The sequence below is a fragment of the Domibacillus enclensis genome, from assembly GCF_900156125.1.
In the GTDB taxonomy this organism is placed as follows: Bacteria; Bacillota; Bacilli; order Bacillales; family Domibacillaceae; genus Domibacillus; species Domibacillus enclensis.
On record NZ_FTLX01000004.1, the window covers coordinates 154,032 to 169,659 of the forward strand.

The window sequence follows — 15,628 nt, forward strand, 5'->3', positions numbered from 1 at the left end:
AAGTATTCCTCCAGGCATCAGTTAACTAAAAGAATCGTCATTGTTTCGTTCTTTTGCTTTTTGAGCGATCCACTCAAAATGTCTTCTGATTTCATCAATATCCTCTGACGAAAGGTTTTTCCATTCTTCAATATCGAAGAAGCCAAAGTCTTCAAATCCAAAGTCTTCCACCATTTTGTTAATGATAGACAAAGAGTCAGTGGGTTCGGATTTTTCGATTTCTACGGTAGTTTTATGTTCTGACCGTCCTAATAGGTAATCCGTAGAAACATCGAAAAAGTCTGCGAGTTTTTGAAGAGTTTCTGTATCCGGGCTACGCTTGCCGTTCTCGTAACCTGATATAGAAACTTTCGTAACATTCACCCGTTTTCCCAATTCCTCTTGTGTAAGCTTTCTTTCTTTACGTAGGCTTTTCAATCTTTCACCTAACAAAAGGATCACCTCTTTTATATCTAAAATTATACGTTAACAATATGTTAATTTTGAAGATGAATCACATAAGTTAACTAAATAGAAATTTTTTTAGCAAAACACTTGAAAGTTAACAAAGAGTTAATTATAATGAAATTAACAACAAGTTAACTTGAGGGGCGGTGATAAGAATGGAACTTGAAAGGTTGAAAAAAGAAAGAAATTCGAGAGGTTTATCTTGCCAACAAGTGGCTGACAAAGTAAACATTTCAAAAGAGTATTATTGGATGATAGAAAATGGAAAACGGCGCTTAACATATGAACTTGCTGTGAAGATTGCCAGTGTATTTAAAAAAAAGCCGGATTCTATTTTTTTAGACAGCGAGTTAACTACAAGTAAACAGAAGCCTAAAGAAGTCAGCTAAGGAGGAATCGAATTGAATCAACTTGTCTTTATTCAAAACGGAAACGCCCTAACAGACAGCCTGACAGTCGCGGAAGTTTTTGAAAAACAACACAAAGATGTAATGCGAGACATTCGGAACCTTGATTGCAGTGATGAATTTAATCAGCGCAATTTTGCGCAGGTTGATTATATGGATGATCGGAACCGGAAATATCCGAAATATTTAATTAAGCGTGATGGCCTTGCATTTTTAATCATGGGTTACACAGGAAAGGCCGCTGCGGTTTATAAAGAAAAGTTCATTGCTGCTTTCAATCAAATGGAAGAACAACTCCGAAACAAAGTGCAGGTACTTGATGAACGGACATCCCTAATCCAATCCATGAAGCTCACGATCGAAACAGCTGAACGTCAGGATCAAATTCAAGAAGTCGTGAATACGCACCAGGTAAAGATCACTGAACTTGAAGCAAAGATCGATGAACAAATCACACTTACATCAGGTGAACAACGACGCTTGCAAAAAGGAATTGCGATTAAGGTGTACGAGCTTGAATCCGATCCAGCTGCACGGCCGCGGTTGTTTAAAGAATTACATCGTGAGATAAAAGATCGTTTCGGTGTTTCTTCCTATAAGGATGTAAAACAAAAGGAATTGCAGTCAGCTATACGCTACGTCGAACACTGGGTTCCGCGAAAGGCGGTGATCTAATGCAAATCAATCTTACATTAACCGATGATCAGGTGGCTGCCATGCAGCTGGTTATCAAGAACAGCATCCAAGAAGCAGTTCAAGAAATTCAAGAATCGCAACGGCATCCTGAAATTTTAACCAAGCAAGAAGCGAAAGAAATTCTTCGCATTAAAAGTGATTTTAAAATGGATGAATTGCTCAACCGTCCGGACTTCCCGGTCATGCGAACGGTTGAAAAAGGAAAGCCTTACTTCATTTATGAAGAGCTCATGGCCTGGGTAAGAACACAATCGACTTGGGCGAAAGACCATAATCGCTCATTTCGGAATGCTATCTAAACTTATTTTACTATTCATTCACCATTATTTTGGCAATTGAAGGAGGAGTATTCATTGGAAAAAGGTAATATTGGCCGCGCTTTAAAAGAAGCACGCGGTAAACAAACTCAGCTGCAGTTATCAATCGAGGAAAATGTCTCGCGCGAAACAATTTCAGCTTACGAAACAGGGCGGGCGAAAATCCCGCCGGACATATCAAGAAGCATTGTCGGAAAAAAAGATGATCCGTGGTTAGCGATGGCGATACGGCATGAGTATACAAGGACGGGGCCCATAAGGCTTGAGGGTCAGAGGGTAGATCTACATCGTTCCAGTGTGAAAAGCAAATTGATCGAAGAGCTGGATGAAGCCAAAGAGTTTGTTGAAAGGTGTTGCGTAGCAAATCACTTATCTTTTCTACAGTCATTTGATCAACAAGATTTAGAAGAAACCCTTGTTCAATTGGCGGATGTAGTTACAGGAATAGAACACTTTTTAGCAGTCGTATGCGAAGAATCAGAAATCAGTTATTCAGGGGTCTGGCAAAGACACTACAACAAATTGATCTCACGAGGATACGTAAATAAAGAGCAAATCATAAGTGGTCAAGCATGAAGAGGCTGAAAGACAAGCCACGCAAGCGACGCCGGCCATACACCGTTATTGTCAGAGATTTAAGAGCCGCTGGTATAAAAGCGAAAGTGGTGAAGCGTAGTGATCTTAACAGAAGAAGCGTTTTTCATCTTTAAAATTGGAGGATTTATCTTAGTTGCATTGGCGTTAGGCTACTACTGGGGAAAAGCTTCAGCGGAAGTGAACAGCGAAAAGAAAGCAAAAAAATAACACCCGTTCTACCAAAACGGATGTCGAATCAACAGCTAATTATTCTATCAATAGTATAACACAAAAATAGAAGATGGGCACTCCGGTGCTTGTCGATAGCAATCGGATCAAGTTTCTCCCCCTGCACCTGTTCCGGCTGCTATCGATGGGACATCATCCATCAGGAAGAAGGTGAACCTATGAAACAAGGAAAGAAGCCGACACGCGCTGAAAAGGCGGTTATCGCGTCGTACAATCTGAATCCGGCCAACTGGCTGATCTGCAAAAAAGTAAATGATATGTACACGTTGCAGCATCGATTGACGGGTAAGATTCGGGATATCCCGATGGACCCAGTAAGGAAATTAGGATAAGGAGATGAACAGCGTGGAACATCCTGAAATTGTTCAAATCATGCGCACTGGTTATCCGCTAATGGACAACCCCTCGAACGATGAATCTTTTGTTGAAGTGGATGACTGGTGTGAAGAGTGTCAGATGAGAAAGAAAACTGCTGGATCGGATTACTGCATTGTTTGTTTGGAAGCATGAAAAAGACCCCTGTTCACAGCAGGAGTCAGTCGCTTAAAAAAATTATGTTACTCGTATTTTACTGCACAATCACAAATCAATCAAGGGAGTGAACATTTTGGCAAAGAACATGGGCGCCATTTCAACATTGAACATGTCACGGCATGACTGGTTGCAAGAACGAAATAAAGGGATCGGCGGCAGTGATGCTGGCACGATCCTTGGCTTGAATAAATACCGGACAGCCTTTGAATTATGGCTTGAAAAGACTGGTCAGGTAACACCGCAAGAACTGGATAATGAAGCGATCTATTGGGGCAACGAAATGGAGAATGTGGTCGCAAAAGAATTTGAAAAACGAACGGACAAAAAAGTGCGGCGATCGAATTTCATGTACAGCCACCCAGACTATCCGTTTATTAAAGCCAACGTGGACCGTATGGTGGTCGGGGAATCCGCCCTGCTGGAATGCAAAACGGCGAGTGCCTATCTTGCAAAAGAGTGGGAGGCGGACGAGATCCCGGATACGTACCTGGTGCAGATTCAACATTATCTTGGCGTTACCGGCAAGGAAAAAGGATATGCGGCCGTGTTGGTCGGTGGGAACAAGTTTATCTGGAAAGAAATCGAACGGGATGAAGAACTCATTCAGATGATCTTTAACGCAGAGAGGCATTTCTGGGAGCACCACGTATTAAAAGGAATCCCACCGGCATTAGACGGTTCCAGTGCGGCGGAAAAGTATTTGAAAGAAAAATACGATCGTGCAGAAGCCGGCAAGGAAATCATGCTGCCATCGAAATACGAAGAACTCCTTTCAGATTATGAGCAAGTGAAAGCCAATGAGAAGTTGCTGAAAGCGTCCAAAGCGGAGATCGAGAACCAGCTGAAAGAAGAACTGAAAAACGCTGAAATCGGTCGTGTGGGCTCTTTTGAAGTCTCATGGAAGAATCAAACGCAGAATCGAGTGGATTCAAAAACATTACAGGAAAAGTTTCCTGAAGTATATAAGCAGGTGCTCAAGCAGACAAGCTTCCGAAAATTCAATACGAAAGAGGTATCGAGCTAATGGCCACAAATGCCGGACTGAAAAACCAGTTAGCCAACAAACAGCAGGAGGCACCAGCTCAGCAAGTATCAGCCCAAAACCTTGGCCTGAAATCGCTACTCAGTACACCAACAATGAGAAAGAAGTTTGAGCAAGTGCTGGAAAAGAAAGCGCCGCAGTTTATGTCATCCCTTTTGAATCTTTACAACGGAGATCCACAGCTTCAGACAGCAGAGCCGATGTCGATTGTTTCAAGCGCGATGGTAGCAGCTGCACTGGATCTGCCAATTGATAAAAACCTTGGCTATGCGTGGATCGTCGCTTTCTACGATAGCAAAAAAGGCCATAAGGCGGCCCAGTTCCAACTCGGCTATAAAGGATACATTCAGTTGGCTTTGCGCACCGGTCAATACAAAGCGATCAACGTCATTCCGGTACGAGAAGGGGAGCTGGTCAAGTGGAATCGGCTGACGGAGGAAATTGACATTGATTTGGACGCAGCTGTAAGTGATAAAGTCGTCGGCTACTGCGGTTATTTCAAACTCATCAATGGCTTTGAAAAAACAGTGTACTGGACAGCGGATGAAGTTGAAGAGCATCGCATCAAGCACAACAAAATGAAAGATAAAAAAGCCAAAAACAACGTCTGGAAATCAGATTACGATGCGATGGCCATGAAAACCGTTCTTCGAAACATGCTTGGCAAGTGGGGCATCCTCTCCATCGATATGCAGACAGCCGTGATTGAGGATGAAAAAGAACAGACCTTAAAAGATGTCGAAGAAGTGGAAGAGGACCAGCCCGACATCATCGATGTGCCGTCCGATCCAAAGGATGAGCCTCAACTTATTGAAACAGATAAGGCCGAAAAAATGCCGCAGAAACCATCCGTGAATGACATGGACCTGGACGTCATTCAAATTTCTGATGATGATCTGCCGTTTAACTAATGGAACACAAAATGGCCATCCCGGACTTTATCCGGCAGATGTCGAAATCGAACGATGAATATATCCGATGGGTGAAGGGCTACTTTAAGTCCTCTCACCCGCATCTGAAGCTTGTGCGGATCGAGAAGAAGGTCGGCATATTGGTGAAGAAAGAATAACGTAGGTGGTGATTCGATGCCAGACAGTTACCCGTTTCCAATGTACTCCGGTTTGTTGGAGCCAGAACATTATAAAAAGATCGGTTCAGCATTGTGGCTATTCCTCTGGTGCGTCAGTTCAACAACCAAAGAAGTCGAAAGGGACGGGGTGAACTGGGGCATCGTGTTAGGGAACAAGCCATTGAAACTGAAAGAGGATTTAGCAGTGAATTTCGGTGTCAACGAGAAAACCGTCAGACGATGGTTAGATGTCCTTGAAGAGAACGATTATATCAAAATTACACGTGCTCCGTATGGCTTAATTTTATCTGTTAGAAACTCGAAAAAGTACCAAACGAGAACGGACAAAAATGTCCAATCTGATGATGAAAAGACAAAAATGTCCGATCCAGAGTGGACAAAAATGTCCAATGGAACGGACAAAAATGTCCAATCTAATAAAGATATTACAAAGATAAACAAAAAAGATACTACTACTAAAGAATCTGACCCAGTCGATTTAATTGCTGAACGATTTGCAGATTTAAAAACAGCACAACAAGGTAAGCCAAGTTTTCCAACCATTGAGGATTATCAAGAAATCGCCCAGATAGTCGTCCACGGAGGGTCGGTCTCCCGAACTATCGAATTTCTTGAGCAATGCTTCGCTGAATACAGCGTGAGAAAACCGAATGGGAAAATCACGAGCTTTAAATACTGCAAGGATTATATTCTTGACCACCACCAAGCCTTAGAAGCAAAAGAGGCTGCTAAAAACCTAGCGAAACGGAGGATACCAGACGATGGCAAAAAAACTAGCGGACATCATGGCGGAGCTCCACCAAAGAGGGACTCCCTCACCGGCGGAAAAACCGGATGGCTCGGCAGAAAAAAAGGTTAACTGCTCGAAATGCCAAGATCAGCTGATGATCAATTATCGGGTACATCGTGACCACCGGGACGCTGACTGGACGGAAAATCCAGAAACAGGAAAGCTTGTGCCAGACCCGAAATTCATGGTACTTGAATCTGATTTCTTGGCCATGAAAGTATGTGGTCCCGAAGAAGCGCGAAACTGGCAGCGAAAATACTCTATACAGTGCGAATGTGTAAAAACCGTGCGGATAAACCGGCTGATGAAGTCCAGTGACATTACGGACGAATTTAAGCGGCTGGGCTTCCAAAACTTTTTTACTCAAGACAAGGCAGAGATCGTCGCTGACATGAAAGAGTGCGCAATCGATTATTACAAACAGTTTGAACAAATCCGGAAAGATCGTGCCAACAGCATGGCGCTTCTTGGACAGCCGGGCAGTGGGAAAACACACCTGATGATGGCCATATCGAATAATCTAATCGTCAAAAAAGGCGTATCTGTTCACTATTTTCCTTACGTGGAAGGCTTTAATGACCTGAAAGAAGATTTTGAGCAAATCGCACCGAAGCTGGACCGCATGAAAAAAGCAGACGTGCTGTTTATAGACGATCTGTTCAAACCAGTAGGCAGGGGAGCAAATCGAAAGCCTCGCGCCACAGAATGGCAGATTGAACAGATGTATGCCGTCATCAACTACCGGTACCTAAACCACTTACCAATACTCGTTTCATCCGAACTGGATGTGGACCAGCTGGACGAAGTGGATGAAGCACTTGGTTCGCGAATTTACGAAATGTGCCAAGACTTTACGGTCGTGATCGAGGGTGACCGGCGGAAATTAAATCATAGATTGGCGGGATTAAACAATGTCTAACCAAGGTTCAATTCTTTTACGAAGCAGCAGCGTTCGTCAGGTACAGTACAGCGGGTCGGGCATGTATATGTTCCAGCCGCATCCCGGTCACAAACCGCTGACACTGAAACAAAAGCAGGAAAAGGACGATGCGTTTAAAAAGCGCCTGCAGGAAGCAGAACGCAGACTTGCAGCAGAAGAAGGAATGGGCGGTGATGCGGCGTGAACAAATTTGAAGTCAGTCAGCTGCTTCTAGATCACCACGACAAACACGGCGTTGAAATGCCGGTGATCGAACTGATCAAGGCATGCGGCGACACAGACGTAATTCAACTGATGGAAGGTCATCAGATATATAAATTCGCGCTGGGAAAGCGGAAGGAGAAAAAGACTGCATGACACCAATTCAAGGTTATGAAAATCTAACAGACACGCAACGCAAAATTTTCGTGAAGGTCCATAAACGTCATTTATCGATGATGGGCGAAACAGAACGGGCAAAGCGGACGCTGGATAAAGTGGAAAAACTCAAATGGAATGCGCAGGAGCAGGCAGTTGAAGTGTACTATGCCGATGGCGAGTGGTGGCATTACAACTCGAAAGGAGAATGGTATTGATGCATTACACACCACAAACGTACGAAATGGCTGTGGCAGCGAATGCTCACACCGGTCTGAAAAAGCCTTCTTTCAAAGAACGTGAAAAGCTGATTGCTCAGTATAAAGCCAACAGTATGACAAAGGTTGAAAAGGTCACGGCTGTCATGGTGAAAGAGGTTATGGATGATGCGTGAGATCAAATTTCGAGGGTTAGGCATTTTTGATGCTGAATGGGCTTATGGCGGCATATCCAATGTACTCCCGGAATCAACAGCAATCATAGAAAAAAATTACAAGCACGGAGAAGTGCCTTCTGCACACGTTGTCGACCCGAAGACGGTTGGTCAATACACCGGATTAAAAGATAAAAACGGTACGGAAATTTATGATGGTGACATTTACAAACGATATGACAGCATTTACGTAGTCATTTTTTATGGATTTGGATTCAAATGTAAACAATTGTATGATTCTTGGCTTAATAAAAACGTTTATAACCGTAACGAAATCTCACTTTTATCGGAAGTTGATAGTGGATACTGCTATGAAGTCATCGGCAATATTCACGAAAATCCCGATTTGCTTGAATCCGGAAAGGAATAGCCGTGCAAAAGTACAGCGCAGTTCCGGAGCTGCTGTTCCAATCATTGAAAGAGTCGGTCTTCGTGGACAACGTGAACGGGCTCATCGGTCTTTCGCAGACACATGTAGATTACATTCTGACTGCATTGGAGCTTGATGATTTAGACCCGTCACAAGTGGCCAGAAGATACGAGCGTGCCAGTTGGGGGACAACGATCACAATGGTGTACTACAACTCATTGCTCGAACAACTTTTTCCGAGACACGGGCCGGTTTTAGAACGACTCAAAAAAGCCAAACAGCCAGTCGAAACGGTCGAGCAATTGAGTTTATTTGAAGGAGAGTAGACGGATGGAAAAGCAACGTCATGATGCACAGCTTGCTGCTTTTGTCAGTGTCATGAAAGAGCGAGATCGACAGCATGAGCTATGGGGTGAGCAGCAGCATTCACTCTCGGAGTGGCACACCCTGCTGTCAGAAGAAGTCGGGGAGCTGGCTCAAGCCATCAACGAAACCGTGCTAGTCAACCGGACGAAAGAAAAAGATAAAGGTGGCTACGACAACATGCGGGCGGAAGCCGTACAGGTGGCCGCCTTAGCCGTTCAATTCGTAGAGTATTTGGATCGTCACTACAAACAGGAGGAAAAACAATCATGAAAAAATTCATTTTAGCAGGGTGCATTTCATTAGGGGCTGCGGCACTTGCCGGCTGTGAAGAAGGCACAATCCATTATCAAGGCGAGCAAATGCCAGTTTCGGAGGCAGAAGAGCGCATTGCAGATCAGTTGGAAGTAGAAAATCCGGATATGGACCTGGAGCTCAGTATCTACAGTGAAACGGATGATTGATCATGGCCAGTGGAGTTATTTTTCCGGAGGACTGCATCTTTTGTGAAGAAATGGTCTGGGAAGACGAGGGGACAATGTGGAGAGATCATATCGTACACGAACGTTGTGTGCAAAACGCAAGGTCCTCCGCATTTATGACAACTGAATTGCGCATGGAAAATGACCGACTTCGTAAAAGAATTGATGAGCTGGAAGAGGAAAAATCAACGGGACAATTAAGTTTGGATTTGTAGAGAAAGGAAGGGTTGGATGAAACTCTGTGAACGCTGTAACCGCCCGCTCAAGACACAAAAGAGCATGGATGCTTTCATGGGTCCTGTTTGCAAAAGAAAAGCCGCTGAGGAAGCAGCACGGGCTGAATTTGAACGGAATCAAGTCACGATGGATGAGGTGCTGAATCATGCGGAAAGCGAGAAGTCAGCGTAACTGGAACGCGAAGAAAACATTCGCATTTGGAAAGGTGTTTGACAGCAAAGCGGAAGCAGATTATTACAAGCTGCTCCTTGCTGATCCGAACGTCGAAAAAGTGGACGTGCAGCCGGCGTTTGACATCATCCCGGCTTACACCGTTACATGCCGACGCTGTGAAGGTTCTGGACGCCGTATCAGCGAGAAAACGAAGCGCGCAATCAATTGCACTCTTTGTTCCGGAAAGGGATCAAAAGAGAAGGCAGGGGCGAAATACACAGCTGATTTTAAAGTGTATTGGAAAGACGGCCGGACAGAAATTGTGGATGTGAAAGGCGGACCTGCCTCGAGGGATTTCTCGCTGCGCAGGAAGCTGCTTGAACAGGCGATCGGACAGGAGCTCGTGGTTATGGAGTACACAAAAGCGGGGTGGAGGCGGAAACGATGATAAATAAGGGTGACACTGTTTCTTTTGCAATTGGAAATGACAAAACCACCTATACAGTCACCACTGGAGAGTACGAGCTTTTAGGAAGAAAGGTTGTCAATTTGAAAGGATATTCAGGCGAAGTTGCAATTGAGTATTTGAAGATAGTTAATCAATCACGTAACCAAGCACGAGAAGGCCGGCAACCTGGTCCGTGCTGAAATGCACCTTGACCTTGATGATAAGTGCAAGCGTTAATCAGCAGTTGAATCAAACTCTTGAACAGGAGGTTCACAATGACTTATAAATTAAAAGTTACTTTATTTGTTTTCCTAAGTCCAATTTTCATATTTTGCTTATTTTATTTTAATCAATAGTTCGTCCCTATTGTTGAGAAAGGAGGTTAAGCGGAATGCTTCGAGGCACATGTATTGATCCAGATATCTTGCCAGCAGGCGAAATATTCTTTCTCTTCCCGGCGGGTAGCGATAGTTTCTACGCTTCCAAATTCCCGCGGAAGGGTGCCCATACAGGTTGTTTTTCCAAAGAGAAATTCAAGGTATTGCCGGAAGGAGAACAAGAGCCTGAGCGCGAAGAATGGCCACCATATCCCCCGGTAAAAGATACCGGGATCGAGCTTCGTCAAGTATATCGAGCACGTCTGATGTATCACTGGGAAATATGCAAAGAAAAGATTGGCAAAACATTTTACGTCGTGGCCAGAAACGGTCTCAGCCATGTTTATTACTACAGCGATCCTGAACTCAAGGTGTTAAACGGCTGCTTAAAAGCCCACTGGTTTGAAAATTTCGAGTTAGTAGATTCAGAGCCAGTAATCGAAAAAGCAGAAACACTGTCAGATCAACAAGAAGAAGCGTTTATTTTCGATTCACCCGAAAAAGAAACGGCATTCGAACAGATGACACTATTTTAAAGGAGGGTCTGTCATGCGTGAAGGTGACTGGGTGTTGGCTCGTAAATCAAATCAGTATTTTCTTGCGTACATTGATTTCTTCTCAAGGGACTGTCAAACGGTTTATATCACTCGGGTAGCAAGAACGGTGGAAGGCATTCTGCTTCGGCTGGCTCATACGCAAGCCATCTGTGAAATAGGTGATGTCGAGCCACTGGAGATCACGCTGCCGGAGGAAGATCGAGCGTGTATGCGCGACTTAATGGTGGACCTGGCACTTTTAACGAAAGATGAAGCATGGTTTACAGAATTAATGCAGGCAGGTGAACAGTATGCAGCAACTGACGATTTTCGAAGTGGAGCCTATCAATAAGGACGGACAGCCATTTAATGTTAAAAAGGCCCGCGTAATCGAAAAACAATGGATGGGGAACGATGTGGAGCGCTTCTGTTATGTATCGGCACTCATTCCGGATCACATCCGAAGCCCGCTTGAAATGTGGGAGGTAGGCTATCGGAAAAAAACAAAAGAAATGGAGCAGATCACCGAACAGTGGGGAGAATACGTTTTTGCCATCTGGCATTATCAGCGATATGCACTGAAGAAAAGTTCAGATCAATGCGACTGGGAAAAAGCCACTCGAATGCTGACAGAAGCCAGGGACAATGGTGAGCCGATCAAAATGCGGGTTAGTTTGGACGGTATTTTCCGCTTTTCACCGGAGCTGGTCGTTGAATATTTATGAGGAGGAAGCTCAATGAATCTAGCGATTATTTTAATCAGCGCATTTGCAAGCGCCGCTCTCATGCTCACAGTTTGCTCATTTGATGCTCATTTTCGTATCAAAAAGGCATATGAGGCCGGGAGACTAAAAGGGCGTGAGGACGCTTTAAACAGCTTTCACGACTATAGAAGAAGAGAGTGGAAAGTGTGAGAACAAAACTAGATAACCTCACGTCGTTGAACAAAACACATAAGCGCATTGTCGTATTTGCTGAAAAGTACGCGCGAACACATTTGGAGGCGCCATCACTCGAACGCGTCGAACATGAATTTAACAGCAAGACTGGTGCTGCTTATAAAAAAGCTTATTACCAGCTGAGCGATGGCGGATTACTTGAGCTCATCGCTGAAAACGCCCGGGAAGATCGACGGCGGGAAGAATACGAAAAAACAGCCAGGTACACAAAAGATGCGGTCCGGTCGGGTGTCCGTGAAATGAGCAAAGAGGAGCTTCGGGTAAAAGCATTCGCAGTCGGGGACATGCATTTTAATAGTGGCGGTGTCCAGTGGGATTTTCTCTTTACGGTGGATCGTAACCGCGGCCAAGCTGACCTGATGAAAACGAGCGAGCCCTGGGCAGACAGTTTCAGTCCATACGGAAATAGCTTAGTAGAGGGGATGTTTCGAAAATGGCATACAGAGGCGCAGTAATTGAACAGCAGTGGACCAAAGAAGAAATGGCGGAGTATTGCAAGAAGTTTGATGCCAAGCGGCCGGCGTATTTGAAGAAAGCACAGCAGTCGGCGGAGCCTTACCGATTGAAACGTACCGTCAATTCGAACGGCAGCCTGAGCAAAGCGCAGTATAAGCGATTCGTGGACAAGGGTGTGTCAGATGAGCACATTCTGGCCAAGTACACGGATTTGACGCTGGAACGATTGGAAATGGCAAAGAAACGTTGGGGCTATGCATAACAAAAGCCAGGGAAGCTCCCCGGCCCGTTAAAAAATATCGACACTATTATTTTAACAGACTGGGGGCTTCTCGACTATGAAAGATATCGTAATTGATCCTTCCACAATGAAGCTGGAATTGGATATAATGGAAATAGGACCGGCGTGCGTTGTGGTGATCTGTGACGGGAAGGTCAAGATCAGGGAGTTACCTCCGCATGGGGAATATAAGATCGTCACGCACCAGGGGAAAGTGAAGCGGATGAGGCGAGAAGAGGGGGAAGAGTTTTGATAGAGAAAGAAAAAGAGTTAAAAGATAAGGACGTTAAAAAAGGGTGGTTACGCGCAGGCTATGGATCTATTCTTGCTGCTATTGTGATGCCTATAGGTATATTTTTATCTTCGGGAAAACCTGCCTCAATTACAAGTTTGAGTGAACTGGGTGCGGTAGGTGATTTTTTTGGAGGGTCCACTATCGGTTTTTTATCATTGGCAAGCATTTTCTTTGTAATTCACGCGATAAGAATACAAAGTCAGGAGTTATTTTTGCAAAGAACTGAATTAGCATTAACACGAACCGAGTTAGAAGAAACAAGAAAAGTTCATGAGTCCTCTCATAAAACAATGCTAAAACAACAATTTGAGAGCACATTTTTTAATATGTTGTCGCTGCATAATGAAATTGTTAATTCAATTCATTATGTAGAAGCTGGAAGAGTCTATGATGGTCGCGCTCTATTTAAAAGATTAAGGGACTACATGAATACTCAGCTTAAGAGAATAAGTCAGCAGCCAAGCCATAATCAGTTTGAACGTTTAGCCAACATAGAACAAGCCGTGAGTGAGACAGCAAAAGACTTTTCGGAAACCACATCTCATTATTTTAAAAACATTTGTACTTTACTATTGTTTCTAGATGATGAAAAATCTTTAATCGATGATGAGAAATTTAAGTATGTTGAGATTATAAAGTCCCAACTTTCTCCTTATGAAATGGTGTATCTAATGTATCTTTGCTTTAGAGTAGAAAATAAAACGTTCCTCGAGCTTTCAAAAAAGTACAATTTCTTTTTAAGTGTAGATAAAGATTTATTACTTCGTCATGATGACTACGGTATGTATTGTAACTTTAATGTTGTAATTGAATAATGATAGTTCTCTCAGCCATCTGAAGGACACTGAACAGACACGAAAATTCGTGCGCTGTTTGGTGTCCTTTTTTGTTGTTTTAGCAGCGCCTGTCATTGCAACCAATCTACAATTTTACCCCTATTCTTGCAACCGAGGAGTGATCCCATGAAAACGATGAAAGAGCAGCTGGTCGTGTGGTGCAAGGTGAATAATGTGCCCAAGCCGGCGAAGCCAAAGAAAAGACACAAGAAGAAACAGCCCGTCAGACAGTCAGAGAAGCTCACTGAGCGGGATATGAAGTATTTGATGAACACCAACATGCAAACGTTAAGACGCGGCAAGGGCGGCGCCTACAAATAAAAGGAGGACTGTACATGCGGACACTCATTTACGAATACAAGCAATCGTTGAGGGAACTAAAAAAGATGAAGGAAGCCATTGAAGCCAAACCGGAGTTGTTGGAGCAGGACATTCAAGATAAGTCACTCATTAACAGCATGATCAGCGAAGTCGAGTTTGCGATTCAGTGGATGGTGTCCGGCCGGAATCCTGGTGCGATGCGTGGGGCTGATCGGACAGGGGCTTATACTTTGGATCCAGCTGTTTTAGATATCCTGCCGGTTGCGCCTGTTTATAAATCAATTGCACGCGAGTTGTCTTCACTGGAAAAAGAAATCATCGAGGATGCGCTATGCACATTAACAAAGCGTGAGAAAGATGTTTTTATGCTAGTGAAAGTCGAAGGGATTACGTTTGAGTATACAGCTGAATTGCTTGGGATCACTAAATCATCGGTCCAGACGTATCTTGAACGGGCGGAAAAGAAAATTGAAAATCGTAAAAATGGCAGCCTTTTTCTTGTGTCGTGAGTGTAATCTTTATATCACTCTGTAATTAAGCGTTGGTGCTATAGTGTTTCGGCTTAATTGATATGAGGAAAATGGCTCGCATTTGAATATAATATTTATTTTACAGAGTAGCTTTTTTTTAAAACGACTTACTTTTTCGTTTTTAAATAGGGATTCAATAAATTTATAAATTGAAATCAAAGAAGTCAAAATGGCAAGAACAGCACTAATGAAAATTATTGTATCTTTGAATAATGGAAATAACTCCATGAAATCAACCCCCAAAAATTTATTCATGTATTAGCATATGATTTTTCCAACATTATTATTCACTTTTTTGTCGTACAGATGACGTATATATGAGAAGACAATTTACGTTGCTACCAAGGTAGCGTTTTTTGTAGGAAAACCCCACCACTACCGATATAATAATTGGTAAGGAGGTGGTATTTATGGAACAAGTAAACCTAGCCATTACGAATACTATAGAAAGTATTAAAGAGGCTGGAATGAGCACTGTATTGCACTTTGCTCCTGCTGCAATAATAGCTCTCATTATCTATTTCATTTTGTGCAAATTTATTGGGAGGCTTGCAACCAACGCTTTACTTGTCGGTTCTGCATTAATCTTTAACGAAGAGCTAGGAGTAATGATGCAGTCCGTTTTCATTTATTTTAATAACCAGTTTTGAAAAGCGCCTTAATAGGCGTTTTTATTGTTGCAGGAAATTATCTCCTTTTGTCGAAATAAAAGACAGGAGGGATTGATATGAAAACTAATGGATTTGACAAGTTAGGAAAACGTTTGGAGCAAATGCAAAAAGGTGCTAAAGATTTAGAGGCAACAGAAGAAGTTTCCTTTGAAGTGTTGTTTAACGAAAGCTTTATGAGAAAGTACACAAATGTTCCTGATATTAAAACGTTTATTTCAGAAAGCCCTTTTGAAATTTTAAATCAAGAAGACTTTGAGAAGATTGATAAGAATGTATGGGATCAATACGTAAAAGATCAAAGTCGTTTTTCAAACTGGCAAGCTATGCAAGAAGAAGCAGGGAAAGAATACATTGCAAAGAAACTTGGCTTCAGATAATAAAAAGCATCCTACGGGGTGCTTTTTTCTTTGCTCCAAAACAACTCAAATTCAAAGGA

37 protein-coding genes are annotated in these 15,628 nt (G+C 43.2%); 36 read left to right on the plus strand and 1 reads right to left on the minus strand.

The genetic code is table 11. The annotated features are described in order from the left end of the window. Positions 1-21 precede the first annotated feature (21 nt). Positions 22-432 carry a helix-turn-helix domain-containing protein gene (locus tag BW952_RS09980; protein WP_045850551.1) on the minus strand — a complete coding sequence of 137 codons (411 nt, stop codon included), beginning with the start codon at positions 430-432 and terminating at the stop codon, positions 22-24. 170 nt (positions 433-602) lie between these two features. On the opposite strand from BW952_RS09980, the gene BW952_RS09985 reads away from it, so the two are divergent. The 36 genes from BW952_RS09985 (at position 603) to BW952_RS10125 (ending at position 15,569) form a co-directional block, all read left to right on the plus strand. Further along, a complete protein-coding gene (locus BW952_RS09985) occupies positions 603-836 on the plus strand; it encodes a helix-turn-helix transcriptional regulator (RefSeq protein WP_045850550.1) in 234 nt (77 codons plus the stop codon). Positions 837-848: 12 nt separating this feature from the next. Continuing rightward, positions 849-1,529 (plus strand): Rha family transcriptional regulator, encoded by a 681-nt coding sequence (locus BW952_RS09990; RefSeq protein ID WP_045850549.1) that lies wholly within the window; start codon positions 849-851, stop codon positions 1,527-1,529. Next, on the plus strand, positions 1,529-1,849 hold the full coding sequence (locus BW952_RS09995; protein WP_045850548.1) for a hypothetical protein: 321 nt from the start codon (positions 1,529-1,531) through the stop codon (positions 1,847-1,849). The genes BW952_RS09990 and BW952_RS09995 overlap by 1 nt, the downstream gene beginning before the upstream one ends. A gap of 54 nt (positions 1,850-1,903) precedes the next feature. Continuing rightward, entirely contained in the window at positions 1,904-2,443 is a 540-nt protein-coding gene (locus tag BW952_RS10000; RefSeq protein ID WP_045850547.1) for a helix-turn-helix domain-containing protein, read from the plus strand. Between the two features lie 99 nt (positions 2,444-2,542). Continuing rightward, positions 2,543-2,671: a hypothetical protein gene (locus BW952_RS19800; RefSeq protein WP_269430728.1), complete on the plus strand. Its 129-nt coding sequence runs from the start codon at positions 2,543-2,545 to the stop codon at positions 2,669-2,671. A 179-nt stretch (positions 2,672-2,850) separates the two neighbouring features. Continuing rightward, positions 2,851-3,024 carry a DUF6906 family protein gene (locus BW952_RS19395; protein ID WP_169714095.1) on the plus strand — a complete coding sequence of 58 codons (174 nt, stop codon included), beginning with the start codon at positions 2,851-2,853 and terminating at the stop codon, positions 3,022-3,024. 13 nt (positions 3,025-3,037) lie between these two features. Next, complete coding sequence (locus BW952_RS19400) at positions 3,038-3,202, plus strand: hypothetical protein (protein ID WP_156149416.1); 165 nt, start codon at positions 3,038-3,040, stop codon at positions 3,200-3,202. A gap of 109 nt (positions 3,203-3,311) precedes the next feature. After that, entirely contained in the window at positions 3,312-4,250 is a 939-nt protein-coding gene (locus BW952_RS10005; RefSeq protein WP_045850563.1) for a YqaJ viral recombinase family nuclease, read from the plus strand. After that, positions 4,250-5,179 carry a recombinase RecT gene (locus BW952_RS10010; protein ID WP_045850546.1) on the plus strand — a complete coding sequence of 310 codons (930 nt, stop codon included), beginning with the start codon at positions 4,250-4,252 and terminating at the stop codon, positions 5,177-5,179. Before BW952_RS10005 ends, BW952_RS10010 begins: the two co-directional genes overlap by 1 nt. Beyond that, the gene (locus BW952_RS19405) at positions 5,179-5,337 is read left to right on the plus strand and encodes a hypothetical protein (protein ID WP_156149415.1); all 159 of its coding nucleotides are present in this window, start codon (positions 5,179-5,181) and stop codon (positions 5,335-5,337) included. The genes BW952_RS10010 and BW952_RS19405 overlap by 1 nt, the downstream gene beginning before the upstream one ends. Positions 5,338-5,353: 16 nt before the next feature. Continuing rightward, the gene (locus BW952_RS10015) at positions 5,354-6,217 is read left to right on the plus strand and encodes a hypothetical protein (RefSeq protein ID WP_045850545.1); all 864 of its coding nucleotides are present in this window, start codon (positions 5,354-5,356) and stop codon (positions 6,215-6,217) included. Beyond that, positions 6,144-7,067, plus strand: coding sequence for an ATP-binding protein (locus tag BW952_RS10020; RefSeq protein ID WP_045850544.1), 924 nt, complete (start codon positions 6,144-6,146; stop codon positions 7,065-7,067). The genes BW952_RS10015 and BW952_RS10020 overlap by 74 nt, the downstream gene beginning before the upstream one ends. Further along, entirely contained in the window at positions 7,060-7,272 is a 213-nt protein-coding gene (locus BW952_RS10025) for a hypothetical protein (protein ID WP_045850543.1), read from the plus strand. The genes BW952_RS10020 and BW952_RS10025 overlap by 8 nt, the downstream gene beginning before the upstream one ends. Continuing rightward, complete coding sequence (locus BW952_RS19410; protein ID WP_156149414.1) at positions 7,269-7,445, plus strand: hypothetical protein; 177 nt, start codon at positions 7,269-7,271, stop codon at positions 7,443-7,445. Before BW952_RS10025 ends, BW952_RS19410 begins: the two co-directional genes overlap by 4 nt. Beyond that, a complete protein-coding gene (locus BW952_RS10030) occupies positions 7,442-7,663 on the plus strand; it encodes a hypothetical protein (RefSeq protein ID WP_045850542.1) in 222 nt (73 codons plus the stop codon). Before BW952_RS19410 ends, BW952_RS10030 begins: the two co-directional genes overlap by 4 nt. Beyond that, a complete protein-coding gene (locus BW952_RS19415; RefSeq protein WP_156149413.1) occupies positions 7,663-7,839 on the plus strand; it encodes a hypothetical protein in 177 nt (58 codons plus the stop codon). Before BW952_RS10030 ends, BW952_RS19415 begins: the two co-directional genes overlap by 1 nt. After that, complete coding sequence (locus tag BW952_RS10035; RefSeq protein WP_231581365.1) at positions 7,829-8,248, plus strand: YopX family protein; 420 nt, start codon at positions 7,829-7,831, stop codon at positions 8,246-8,248. The genes BW952_RS19415 and BW952_RS10035 overlap by 11 nt, the downstream gene beginning before the upstream one ends. Positions 8,249-8,250: 2 nt before the next feature. Further along, a complete protein-coding gene (locus BW952_RS10040) occupies positions 8,251-8,574 on the plus strand; it encodes a hypothetical protein (protein WP_045850540.1) in 324 nt (107 codons plus the stop codon). 4 nt (positions 8,575-8,578) lie between these two features. Next, positions 8,579-8,884 carry a nucleoside triphosphate pyrophosphohydrolase family protein gene (locus tag BW952_RS10045; RefSeq protein WP_045850539.1) on the plus strand — a complete coding sequence of 102 codons (306 nt, stop codon included), beginning with the start codon at positions 8,579-8,581 and terminating at the stop codon, positions 8,882-8,884. After that, on the plus strand, positions 8,881-9,075 hold the full coding sequence (locus BW952_RS10050) for a hypothetical protein (RefSeq protein ID WP_045850538.1): 195 nt from the start codon (positions 8,881-8,883) through the stop codon (positions 9,073-9,075). Before BW952_RS10045 ends, BW952_RS10050 begins: the two co-directional genes overlap by 4 nt. Positions 9,076-9,077: 2 nt before the next feature. Beyond that, entirely contained in the window at positions 9,078-9,308 is a 231-nt protein-coding gene (locus tag BW952_RS10055; RefSeq protein ID WP_045850537.1) for a hypothetical protein, read from the plus strand. Positions 9,309-9,324: 16 nt separating this feature from the next. Beyond that, entirely contained in the window at positions 9,325-9,501 is a 177-nt protein-coding gene (locus BW952_RS19420; protein WP_169714096.1) for a DUF6011 domain-containing protein, read from the plus strand. Next, positions 9,476-9,931 (plus strand): DUF1064 domain-containing protein, encoded by a 456-nt coding sequence (locus tag BW952_RS10060; protein WP_052698414.1) that lies wholly within the window; start codon positions 9,476-9,478, stop codon positions 9,929-9,931. Before BW952_RS19420 ends, BW952_RS10060 begins: the two co-directional genes overlap by 26 nt. Beyond that, on the plus strand, positions 9,928-10,131 hold the full coding sequence (locus BW952_RS10065; RefSeq protein WP_045850536.1) for a hypothetical protein: 204 nt from the start codon (positions 9,928-9,930) through the stop codon (positions 10,129-10,131). Before BW952_RS10060 ends, BW952_RS10065 begins: the two co-directional genes overlap by 4 nt. 191 nt (positions 10,132-10,322) lie before the next feature. Further along, a complete protein-coding gene (locus BW952_RS10070; RefSeq protein WP_045850535.1) occupies positions 10,323-10,844 on the plus strand; it encodes a hypothetical protein in 522 nt (173 codons plus the stop codon). A gap of 13 nt (positions 10,845-10,857) precedes the next feature. Next, complete coding sequence (locus BW952_RS10075; RefSeq protein WP_045850534.1) at positions 10,858-11,196, plus strand: hypothetical protein; 339 nt, start codon at positions 10,858-10,860, stop codon at positions 11,194-11,196. After that, positions 11,156-11,569, plus strand: a complete 414-nt coding sequence (locus BW952_RS10080; protein WP_052698413.1) for a hypothetical protein — start codon at positions 11,156-11,158, stop codon at positions 11,567-11,569. Before BW952_RS10075 ends, BW952_RS10080 begins: the two co-directional genes overlap by 41 nt. A gap of 12 nt (positions 11,570-11,581) precedes the next feature. Beyond that, a complete protein-coding gene (locus BW952_RS19425) occupies positions 11,582-11,758 on the plus strand; it encodes a hypothetical protein (protein ID WP_156149412.1) in 177 nt (58 codons plus the stop codon). Further along, a complete protein-coding gene (locus BW952_RS10085; protein WP_045850533.1) occupies positions 11,755-12,258 on the plus strand; it encodes a hypothetical protein in 504 nt (167 codons plus the stop codon). Before BW952_RS19425 ends, BW952_RS10085 begins: the two co-directional genes overlap by 4 nt. Then, on the plus strand, positions 12,237-12,521 hold the full coding sequence (locus BW952_RS10090; RefSeq protein ID WP_045850532.1) for a hypothetical protein: 285 nt from the start codon (positions 12,237-12,239) through the stop codon (positions 12,519-12,521). Before BW952_RS10085 ends, BW952_RS10090 begins: the two co-directional genes overlap by 22 nt. Before the next feature lie 76 nt (positions 12,522-12,597). Further along, entirely contained in the window at positions 12,598-12,792 is a 195-nt protein-coding gene (locus tag BW952_RS10095; protein WP_045850531.1) for an XtrA/YqaO family protein, read from the plus strand. Continuing rightward, on the plus strand, positions 12,789-13,649 hold the full coding sequence (locus BW952_RS10100) for a putative phage abortive infection protein (RefSeq protein WP_045850530.1): 861 nt from the start codon (positions 12,789-12,791) through the stop codon (positions 13,647-13,649). Before BW952_RS10095 ends, BW952_RS10100 begins: the two co-directional genes overlap by 4 nt. Before the next feature lie 147 nt (positions 13,650-13,796). Continuing rightward, positions 13,797-13,991 carry a hypothetical protein gene (locus tag BW952_RS10105; RefSeq protein WP_045850529.1) on the plus strand — a complete coding sequence of 65 codons (195 nt, stop codon included), beginning with the start codon at positions 13,797-13,799 and terminating at the stop codon, positions 13,989-13,991. 14 nt (positions 13,992-14,005) lie between these two features. Beyond that, positions 14,006-14,500, plus strand: a complete 495-nt coding sequence (locus tag BW952_RS10110; protein WP_045850528.1) for a sigma factor-like helix-turn-helix DNA-binding protein — start codon at positions 14,006-14,008, stop codon at positions 14,498-14,500. 431 nt (positions 14,501-14,931) lie between these two features. Continuing rightward, on the plus strand, positions 14,932-15,171 hold the full coding sequence (locus tag BW952_RS10120; RefSeq protein WP_045850526.1) for a hypothetical protein: 240 nt from the start codon (positions 14,932-14,934) through the stop codon (positions 15,169-15,171). A gap of 77 nt (positions 15,172-15,248) precedes the next feature. Further along, positions 15,249-15,569, plus strand: a complete 321-nt coding sequence (locus tag BW952_RS10125; RefSeq protein WP_045850525.1) for a hypothetical protein — start codon at positions 15,249-15,251, stop codon at positions 15,567-15,569. Positions 15,570-15,628 lie beyond the last annotated feature (59 nt).

What these genes read in the sequence shown, in the direction of transcription:
- BW952_RS10045 (WP_045850539.1), top strand. Translation starts at nt 8,579, where the DNA reads ATGGAAAAGCAACGTCATGATGCACAGCTTGCTGCTTTTGTCAGTGTC.
- BW952_RS19405 (WP_156149415.1), top strand. Translation starts at nt 5,179, where the DNA reads ATGGAACACAAAATGGCCATCCCGGACTTTATCCGGCAGATGTCGAAA.
- BW952_RS10120 (WP_045850526.1), top strand. Translation starts at nt 14,932, where the DNA reads ATGGAACAAGTAAACCTAGCCATTACGAATACTATAGAAAGTATTAAA.
- BW952_RS10110 (WP_045850528.1), top strand. Translation starts at nt 14,006, where the DNA reads ATGCGGACACTCATTTACGAATACAAGCAATCGTTGAGGGAACTAAAA.
- BW952_RS09985 (WP_045850550.1), top strand. Translation starts at nt 603, where the DNA reads ATGGAACTTGAAAGGTTGAAAAAAGAAAGAAATTCGAGAGGTTTATCT.
- BW952_RS19415 (WP_156149413.1), top strand. Translation starts at nt 7,663, where the DNA reads ATGCATTACACACCACAAACGTACGAAATGGCTGTGGCAGCGAATGCT.
- BW952_RS10065 (WP_045850536.1), top strand. Translation starts at nt 9,928, where the DNA reads ATGATAAATAAGGGTGACACTGTTTCTTTTGCAATTGGAAATGACAAA.
- BW952_RS10125 (WP_045850525.1), top strand. Translation starts at nt 15,249, where the DNA reads ATGAAAACTAATGGATTTGACAAGTTAGGAAAACGTTTGGAGCAAATG.
- BW952_RS10035 (WP_231581365.1), top strand. Translation starts at nt 7,829, where the DNA reads ATGATGCGTGAGATCAAATTTCGAGGGTTAGGCATTTTTGATGCTGAA.
- BW952_RS19425 (WP_156149412.1), top strand. Translation starts at nt 11,582, where the DNA reads ATGAATCTAGCGATTATTTTAATCAGCGCATTTGCAAGCGCCGCTCTC.
- BW952_RS10005 (WP_045850563.1), top strand. Translation starts at nt 3,312, where the DNA reads ATGGGCGCCATTTCAACATTGAACATGTCACGGCATGACTGGTTGCAA.
- BW952_RS10010 (WP_045850546.1), top strand. Translation starts at nt 4,250, where the DNA reads ATGGCCACAAATGCCGGACTGAAAAACCAGTTAGCCAACAAACAGCAG.
- BW952_RS10095 (WP_045850531.1), top strand. Translation starts at nt 12,598, where the DNA reads ATGAAAGATATCGTAATTGATCCTTCCACAATGAAGCTGGAATTGGAT.
- BW952_RS10025 (WP_045850543.1), top strand. Translation starts at nt 7,060, where the DNA reads ATGTCTAACCAAGGTTCAATTCTTTTACGAAGCAGCAGCGTTCGTCAG.
- BW952_RS19420 (WP_169714096.1), top strand. Translation starts at nt 9,325, where the DNA reads ATGAAACTCTGTGAACGCTGTAACCGCCCGCTCAAGACACAAAAGAGC.
- BW952_RS10070 (WP_045850535.1), top strand. Translation starts at nt 10,323, where the DNA reads ATGCTTCGAGGCACATGTATTGATCCAGATATCTTGCCAGCAGGCGAA.
- BW952_RS09995 (WP_045850548.1), top strand. Translation starts at nt 1,529, where the DNA reads ATGCAAATCAATCTTACATTAACCGATGATCAGGTGGCTGCCATGCAG.
- BW952_RS10080 (WP_052698413.1), top strand. Translation starts at nt 11,156, where the DNA reads ATGCAGCAACTGACGATTTTCGAAGTGGAGCCTATCAATAAGGACGGA.
- BW952_RS10050 (WP_045850538.1), top strand. Translation starts at nt 8,881, where the DNA reads ATGAAAAAATTCATTTTAGCAGGGTGCATTTCATTAGGGGCTGCGGCA.
- BW952_RS10075 (WP_045850534.1), top strand. Translation starts at nt 10,858, where the DNA reads ATGCGTGAAGGTGACTGGGTGTTGGCTCGTAAATCAAATCAGTATTTT.
- BW952_RS10060 (WP_052698414.1), top strand. Translation starts at nt 9,476, where the DNA reads ATGCGGAAAGCGAGAAGTCAGCGTAACTGGAACGCGAAGAAAACATTC.
- BW952_RS10055 (WP_045850537.1), top strand. Translation starts at nt 9,078, where the DNA reads ATGGCCAGTGGAGTTATTTTTCCGGAGGACTGCATCTTTTGTGAAGAA.
- BW952_RS10090 (WP_045850532.1), top strand. Translation starts at nt 12,237, where the DNA reads ATGGCATACAGAGGCGCAGTAATTGAACAGCAGTGGACCAAAGAAGAA.
- BW952_RS10015 (WP_045850545.1), top strand. Translation starts at nt 5,354, where the DNA reads ATGCCAGACAGTTACCCGTTTCCAATGTACTCCGGTTTGTTGGAGCCA.
- BW952_RS10030 (WP_045850542.1), top strand. Translation starts at nt 7,442, where the DNA reads ATGACACCAATTCAAGGTTATGAAAATCTAACAGACACGCAACGCAAA.
- BW952_RS10105 (WP_045850529.1), top strand. Translation starts at nt 13,797, where the DNA reads ATGAAAACGATGAAAGAGCAGCTGGTCGTGTGGTGCAAGGTGAATAAT.
- BW952_RS10020 (WP_045850544.1), top strand. Translation starts at nt 6,144, where the DNA reads ATGGCGGAGCTCCACCAAAGAGGGACTCCCTCACCGGCGGAAAAACCG.
- BW952_RS19395 (WP_169714095.1), top strand. Translation starts at nt 2,851, where the DNA reads ATGAAACAAGGAAAGAAGCCGACACGCGCTGAAAAGGCGGTTATCGCG.